Annotated in this window: 7 protein-coding genes and 1 pseudogene; all 8 read left to right on the top strand. The window is 37.6% G+C overall.

Features of this window, described 5'->3' with window-relative positions:
• Nucleotides 1-465, top strand: a 465-nt coding sequence (locus Q0191_RS02700) for a hypothetical protein (RefSeq protein ID WP_297663606.1), incomplete at its 5' end; no start/stop codon positions are given.
• 258 nt (nt 466-723) lie between these two features.
• Nucleotides 724-1353: a hypothetical protein gene (locus tag Q0191_RS02695; RefSeq protein ID WP_297663604.1), complete on the top strand. Its 630-nt coding sequence runs from the start codon at nt 724-726 to the stop codon at nt 1351-1353.
• A pseudogene (locus tag Q0191_RS02690) lies at nt 1344-2684 on the top strand (hypothetical protein). The gene Q0191_RS02695 and the pseudogene Q0191_RS02690 overlap by 10 nt, the downstream one beginning before the upstream one ends.
• Nucleotides 2685-2898: 214 nt before the next feature.
• Nucleotides 2899-3519: a hypothetical protein gene (locus Q0191_RS02685; protein WP_297663602.1), complete on the top strand. Its 621-nt coding sequence runs from the start codon at nt 2899-2901 to the stop codon at nt 3517-3519.
• Nucleotides 3510-4850: a hypothetical protein gene (locus Q0191_RS02680; RefSeq protein ID WP_297663600.1), complete on the top strand. Its 1341-nt coding sequence runs from the start codon at nt 3510-3512 to the stop codon at nt 4848-4850. Before Q0191_RS02685 ends, Q0191_RS02680 begins: the two co-directional genes overlap by 10 nt.
• Nucleotides 4851-4860: 10 nt before the next feature.
• Nucleotides 4861-5157, top strand: a complete 297-nt coding sequence (locus Q0191_RS02675; RefSeq protein ID WP_297663598.1) for a hypothetical protein — start codon at nt 4861-4863, stop codon at nt 5155-5157.
• An 8-nt stretch (nt 5158-5165) separates the two neighbouring features.
• A complete protein-coding gene (locus Q0191_RS02670; RefSeq protein WP_297663596.1) occupies nt 5166-5492 on the top strand; it encodes a hypothetical protein in 327 nt (108 codons plus the stop codon).
• 131 nt (nt 5493-5623) lie between these two features.
• The coding region (locus tag Q0191_RS02665) for a M1 family metallopeptidase (RefSeq protein WP_297663594.1) at nt 5624-6597 on the top strand (974 nt) is incomplete at its 3' end.

Here is a 6597-nt window from a genome sequence, read left to right as displayed (position 1 = left end):
TTTCGACTTCTGGAAGAGCAACTAGGAACTTATATAAAAGAGCATTACTCAGGGGTTGAAAAGATTGAGTTTTCCCCAATCTACGTTACTGAGGAAGGGTCAACTTTCTCAAATGCCTATGTACGTCCGACGATTTATGATAAATATGGGAATAAAGCCACTCTTGGTACTAAAGTTAATAATGTGTATCCAAGTAGCTTTGGTATCGTCTCACATATAATTCTTAATTTTGATGGAGGTGGAAATGAAGCTATAGATTTAAAGGACTCAAACGGGAATAACATTGATGTTTCTAACGCGCAACATCTACCTGAAGAAGCTAAACTCACAAGAGCTAAAGGGATTGATTGGAATATTGAATTATTAGTTGAATACGGTCAGTTAAAGGATGTTATTAAGGATGAAAAAGGCAGTCCGAATGCAGAAATTGTTTATAATGTTAACTTGAGTAAAGGAGACGAATGATATGACTTTGTCTGATCAAGAGGTTCAAAGATTACAGTTTGGTCTTAAGGGAAACGTAAAGAATGAAAGCGAAGTTATTTATAGGATTTGAAATAGAACTTTTTTATGTAAAAGATTTAAGATATCATAAACAGATAATTAAAAGCGCTTTTATAAAGAAATGAATGAGACCAGAAATAATAGTATGACTAGAAATATTGTGATATACTATAATTAAAAAATGAAAGCGTTTTTATAAAGGTGTGAGGTAGGTAAATAATGAAGAAAAAAAAATTTGCGATCATTGCAGTTCTTATAGTTTTAATTTCAGGAGGAGTATATTGTATGACAAAATGGCTTGAACATCAAAATTCGCCATATAATGTTAGTGACGTTTTAGACGATAAAGGAGTGAAACTTTACAAACGCGGATTTCGTTTGTTGGAAGAACAGTTGTCAACTTATATTAAAGAGCACTATTCAGGAGTCAGTAAAATTGAGTTTTCACCAATTTTTATTCAAGGTGGGGATGGGCAGACTATGTTCGATGCTAATATCGTTCCCGTAATTTATGACAAGCATGGGAATAAGGCATATTTAGGACGGAAAGTTGGCAAGCATGGCTATGCAAGCTACGGTCTTTTAGGAGATCTACGGTTAGATTTTAATGGTTTTGATGAGGAAGTGATTGAAATTGATGTAAATGGTAAATTTCTTGACATAACGAATTACAAAAGCTTGCCTCCAAAAGCTAAATTGACAATCAACCCCTCAATGGATGAAAATATTGAAGCGCTTGTTAAAGATGGACAACTAAAAGATGTGGTTAAAAGTGAAAAAGGCAGTCAAGAAGCAGAAGTTGTCTATAATATAGAAATTAGGAAAGGAAATGAATGGGAATGGCATTGAATGATGAACAGGTACAGGAATTACAAACAAGAGTTCTAAAAATAATCAAAAACCATGACACTGGTGAAGATTTTTCAATAAAAAGGGGAGGGCAAAAATATATCTTAATCAATGAAGTCAACGAAACTACCCAAGCCATTGCCGTTGCGCCTCTTGATAAGCAAGGGAAGCCAGATTACACTCAAACTACCATTGTTGTTGCTGGAACTCAAGCTCCCGGTGGAGACATTAATAATCATGTTTTAGAATCTGGATTCAATGCAGTTATGGCAAGAAAACAATTAACAGAACAGACAAAGGACGTGCGGGAGTTTTATAACCAATCATTAACTAAGGCTAAAAAAATGGCTGGAACAGGACAAGAAGTCGATATTAGTAATATGTCGGGATTTAGTCAAGCTGGACCAGCAGTTGCTAAAGTAGCTGCGGAAATGAAAGTCTAGAAGATTACAAATTTCATGGACTGGGGTGCGTGGAATTCGTTGACAAAAAATACAGCCGATTATAGAGGTATTAGTGATGAAGAATTGGCATATATTAATAAACACTTACATTCATACAGTGATCAAGGGAAAGATTTAACAAGTTGGGATGGTCATGGAGGGATCATCCCGTATGGAAAAGTATTTACTGTAGAGGGAAAACATCATAATGCTGGCTTACCCAAGATTAAAGGTAATAGTCTAGATATTAAATGGTATGTAAAAAAAGGTCTTTTCTGTTCCGGTATGACTGAAAAGCAAGTGAGGGAGATTGCTAAAAGAAAAGCTAAAGCTGCTGAAAAATTTGACTTGTCTAAGCTAGAGACATGGTTTGATAGTACAGATCCAGAATCTTATGTTAAAGAATATTTAGAAAAATATGGTTCTTTTGCTCCAGAACCTTCTATGCAAGAATTACTCACTTTAAAGAGACGACGCATTGATGAACTGCACGCTTCTTTAAGAACCAGCTCTGGCGATAAAAAAATTAGTTTAAGAGAGGAACTCGTTCGTACAAGTGCGCAAATAGCTCAGTTACAAGCTGAAGTATATGAGCAGGCGATCAAAGATAAACTTGCAAATGCCAAGGAAAGTGTCTCTCAGCATATAACAGAACTACGATCGGCAGCGTATACGCTGGCTCATAACCTTTCTTGTGGAGAGATAGAGGGTTTACTATCTGAGTTGAGTTTTGAGCTAGCTTGGAATACTGGAATAGAAGCAGCAACTCTTTCTTCGGCCAACTCATATCAGAAGGAAATGACAAGTATAGCAGGAAAATTAAACAAGGCAGCTGATAGAATCGTGGAAATTGACCAAAAAGGCAGCCAGATTTTTGGAGAATTATAGGAGGAAGCGTAGATTCAGATATAGTCTATATCGATGAAATAAAAAAGAAGATAAGAGAGAATGGCGTTAAAGAAATTACAACGATAGTCTTAAATCGTTCTCAGTAAATATACTATTCTAAAAATTAAGGTAGAAATATGTTGAAATTATTAATTATAATGTATCTAAGCGCTTTCTTGTTGTGCAATTTTATTGAATATAATGGAGGAAACTGATGAAGGGAAAAATCTTTGCAATCATTACAGTTCTTGCAGTTTTAATTTTTGGAGGAGTATTTTATATGGTAAATTCACAAAAAAGTTCGACAGGACTTGATGCAAAAGAAGAAAAGATTATTAAGCATGGTTTTCGCTTGTTAGAAGAACAGCTTGGGACCTATATCAAAGAAAACTACTCAGGAATTTCTAAAATAGAATTCTCTCCGATTTTCATCCAAGGTGGCAAGGAAAAACCTCCATTCACAGCGGACGTTCTGCCAGTAATCTATGATAAGGAAGGGAATCGGGCGGTGATGGGGAAGAGAATAGGTAAAAAAGGTTATCCGACATATGGAACAACTGGAGACTTAACTCTTGACTTTGACCAAATGGGCAATGAAAATATTTTTCTAAAAGGTTCTTCAATTTTGGATGAAAAGATCGATGTTAGTGGCGCTAATCATTTACCAGAGGAGGCGAAGTTAACACCTCCAATTAAAGGAACAGATGATAACATTGAAGCTTTGATAAACGATGGTCAGTTAAAAAATGTTAATAAAAGTGAGAATGGAAGCCCTAACGCGAAAATAGATTTTAACCTTAAAATTAAAAGAGGGAGCTATTCAGAATGGAATTAACACATGAGGATATACAGAAATTACACAAAAAAGTTAGAGAATGGAAAAAACTTAAACAGGGCGATAGCGATTCTATTGAAAGAGGAGGACAAGAATACGAAATCATCAATTCTGAAAATTCTGCAACAGAAGCTATTGCTGTCGCTCCTATTGTAAATAATAAAACTGATTATTCAAAGACCATTGTCTTAACGGCTGGTACACAGGACAAATTTAATCCATTGAAAAATTCTTTTGGTGAGATAGCCACTACTGTGGAATCTGCAAGAGGTGCTGTTGATGCCGCTTATGGCTCTGGTTTAAGTCCCCAGTATGCTAAGATGGATGAATTTTTTGCGGAAACACAGAGACGCTTGGAGGAGAAAGGAGTGGAAGGTGGTCAAATTTGGTATTCATCTGCTCATAGTCAAGCTGGAGTACCAAATGCAAAGCTTTCAGTAAAATATAGAGTTAAAGAAATTGTTAATTACTATGATTGGGGAGCTAAAAAGTCTGTAGATACTGGTCATTTCACAGCATCAGATATGAAGTATTTAAAAAAACATGCGATAATCTACTCAGATTCTGGTAAGGAAATTACAGGAGGGGATGGAAATGGAGGAGCTATCCCCTACGGTCAAGTTCGCCTTTATGAAGGAAAAAGCCATAATATCCAAACTCCGTATTTAAAAGGTAATAATTATGATTTTGATAAGTATATCAAAAAAAATAAATTCGTTTCCGGCATGACAGAAAAGCAGGTACGAAAGATTGCTGAATATAAAGCAAAAACATATAAGGTAAATGTAGCAATCGCAAATTATGGTTTAGAGATGGACAAGGTGACTCCTGAATACTATGTTCGTGAGTATTTAAAGGAATACGGACCTTTTGCTCCAGAACCTTCTAAGCAAGAATTACTCACTTTAAAGAGACAACGCATTGGTGCACTGCACGCTTCTTTGAAAACGAGTTCAGGCAGTCAAATGATTAGCTTGAGAGAGGAATTAGTTCGTACAAGCGCGCAAACGGCTCAGTTACAAGCTGAGGTCTACGAGCAAGAGATTAAAGATAAGTTAGCAAGTGCAAAAACAAAAGTTGAGGCGCACATCTCAGAACTAAGAAATGCATCTTTTACATTAGCTCACAACCTTTCATCTGGAGAAGTAGAAGATCTCTTGTCTGAACTGACCTTATCCAAAGCTTGGAATGGAGGAACAGAAGCCTCTACTCTCGCCTCAGCAAGTGCCTATACGACCAAAATGACGGAAATTGCTGGCAATTTAAACAAGGCAGCTGATAACATCGTAGAAATTGATCAAAAAGGCGCCCAGATTTTTACAAATAAATAGGAGGAAACGCATGATTGAACCAAATACAGAAGATCGAGCGGAAGCCGAACGTATAAAAAAAGAATATTTAAAGATTCAGGAACGTATTGCCATTCGAGGTTTGATTTCAGCTAAAAGAGCTGTCCTTCTTGAAGAAAGTCAAGCTTTGCAAACTTGGTTGGATAGTCAAGCTGAGGCTATGAAAACTTTTGCCTCCACTCAAGTACCTGCTGACTTATCTGGAGCTTTCACAGGTGGAGCAGCAGATTCAATCAAGGAGGTACTAGACGCTGTTCCTAAGCCTAGTTTGACCAGCCCTATCTTATAGGAGGCTTTATGGATATTCAGAAAAAGATCGATCGTCTCGATGACGATCACATAGCGTTTCGAAAGAAAGTTAGTGAGTATGAATGGGATTATCAGGATATGAGAAGAGAGGCTAGAAATGTCTCTGAAAGAATGAGTGAATCCATCCTATCTTTCTGTCGCAACAATCCCGACTCTATCCCGACTTATGAACTGCATCAGCTAGAGGATAATAGGGATGAGTTTGAAAGACAAATTCGCCACTTCGAGGATCGCCTGCAAGAGACCTACCAGGAAGAAAATCGCATCTACAATCAAAGCGTAGCTGAACTCGAAAAAGAAAAAAGAAAAACATAATGTTTTGAGTTTCTCGTGAATTACAAAGACAGGTCATCCTTGTCTTTTTCTTTGCTTTAAAATGTGGTAAAATGGTTTCAAAAAGTATTTAATGAACAGGATTTCCTGTATCTTAGACGAGGAGAAAAAACATGCAAGCAGTTGCACATTTTATTGACACTTTTGTTCCTGAACACTACGATCTATTTCTAGATCTCAATCGTGCAGATAAGACCTTTTCAGGCAAGGTGACCATTATTGGAGAAGCTAAGTCAAGTAAGATTTCCCTGCACCAAAAGGACCTAGTAATCGATACTGCCGAAGTATCTGGTCAGACACGTCCTTTTACAGTCGACAATGCGAACGAAGCTCTTTACATCGAGTTAGATGCCACAGGTCAAGTTGAAGTAACGGTGACCTATACAGGTAAGATTACTGACAATATGACGGGGATTTACCCATCTTACTATACTGTGGATGGAGTGAAAAAAGAAATTATTTCTACTCAGTTTGAGAGCCATTTTGCTCGTGAAGCTTTTCCAAGCGTAGATGAGCCAGAAGCTAAAGCGACTTTTGATTTGGCTTTGAAATTTGACCAAGCAGAGGGCGAACTTGCCTTGTCTAATATGCCTGAAATCGACGTTGAAAATCGGAAAGCGACAGGCATTTGGAAGTTTGAAAGAACGCCTCGCATGTCTTCCTATCTCTTGGCCTTTGCTGCGGGTGATATGCAAGGCATTACCGCTAAAACTAAAAACGGAACTTTGGTCGGTGTCTACGCGACCAAGGCTCACCCAGCCAGCAACTTAGAGTTTGCTTTGGACATTGCTGTTCGCTCAATTGAATTTTACGAAGAATATTACGGTGTCAACTATCCGATTCCTCAGTCGCTTCATGTCGCCCTACCAGACTTTTCATCTGGTGCTATGGAAAACTGGGGCCTTGTGACCTATCGCGAAATTTACCTCTTGGTAGATGAAAATTCTACGGTATCCAGCCGTCAAGATGTAGCACTTGTCGTTGCTCATGAGTTGGCTCACCAATGGTTTGGTAACTTGGTCACTATGAAGTGGTGGGATGACCTTTGGCTCAATGAAAGCTTTGCTAATATGATGGAATATGTCTG

The organism is uncultured Streptococcus sp. (assembly GCF_938036805.1).
GTDB lineage: Bacteria > Bacillota > Bacilli > Lactobacillales > Streptococcaceae > Streptococcus.
This window is presented reverse-complemented; position numbering and strand designations above follow the sequence as displayed.

Coding starts and splice junctions, on each gene's coding strand:
- Q0191_RS02695 (WP_297663604.1), top strand. CDS start 724: ATGAAGAAAAAAAAATTTGCGATCATTGCAGTTCTTATAGTTTTAATT.
- Q0191_RS02685 (WP_297663602.1), top strand. CDS start 2,899: ATGAAGGGAAAAATCTTTGCAATCATTACAGTTCTTGCAGTTTTAATT.
- Q0191_RS02680 (WP_297663600.1), top strand. CDS start 3,510: ATGGAATTAACACATGAGGATATACAGAAATTACACAAAAAAGTTAGA.
- Q0191_RS02675 (WP_297663598.1), top strand. CDS start 4,861: ATGATTGAACCAAATACAGAAGATCGAGCGGAAGCCGAACGTATAAAA.
- Q0191_RS02670 (WP_297663596.1), top strand. CDS start 5,166: ATGGATATTCAGAAAAAGATCGATCGTCTCGATGACGATCACATAGCG.